The 415-nt window shown below is 61.0% G+C and carries 1 protein-coding gene; it reads right to left on the bottom strand.

All coding sequences use genetic code 11. The features are described from left to right. On the bottom strand, positions 1-415 hold a 415-nt coding region (locus ACK59L_RS21525; protein ID WP_409275965.1), incomplete at both ends, for an immunoglobulin-like domain-containing protein.

The raw sequence follows: 415 nt of genomic DNA, 5'->3' as shown, positions 1-415 counted from the left end.
ATTGGACAGGGTCACGGTCACCGGAGTCTGAGCCGGGTTGGTCAGGGTCACGGTGTAGGTGATGACACCGCCCTCAGTAACCGAAGGGTTCGCGGTCAGGGTCGCGATTGTAGTGTCGATTGAATCATTGATCGTGGTAACCGCAGCCGCTGGGTTCGGCGTCAGCTGCTCGAAGTTGCCGCCCGTAGCGCTGTCGATAGTCACGCTAACGGTGGAACCGTTGTTGTAGACGTCGTTGGCCGGGGTCTGGAAGTCGATGCTGCCCTGGGTCTTGCCTGCCTCAACAGTGATGACCTGGCCATTGGACAGGGTCACGGTCACCGGGGTCTGAGCCGGGTTGGTCAGGGTCACGGTGTAGGTGATGACACCGCCTTCGGTGACCGAAGGACTCGCGGTCAGGGTCGCGGTAGTGGTA

This window comes from Pseudomonas sp. KCJK9111, from assembly GCF_046231935.1.
Classification (GTDB): Bacteria; Pseudomonadota; Gammaproteobacteria; order Pseudomonadales; family Pseudomonadaceae; genus Aquipseudomonas; species Aquipseudomonas parafulva_B.
Note: the sequence above shows the minus strand (reverse complement) of the source record. Positions and strands in the feature narration are given on the sequence as shown.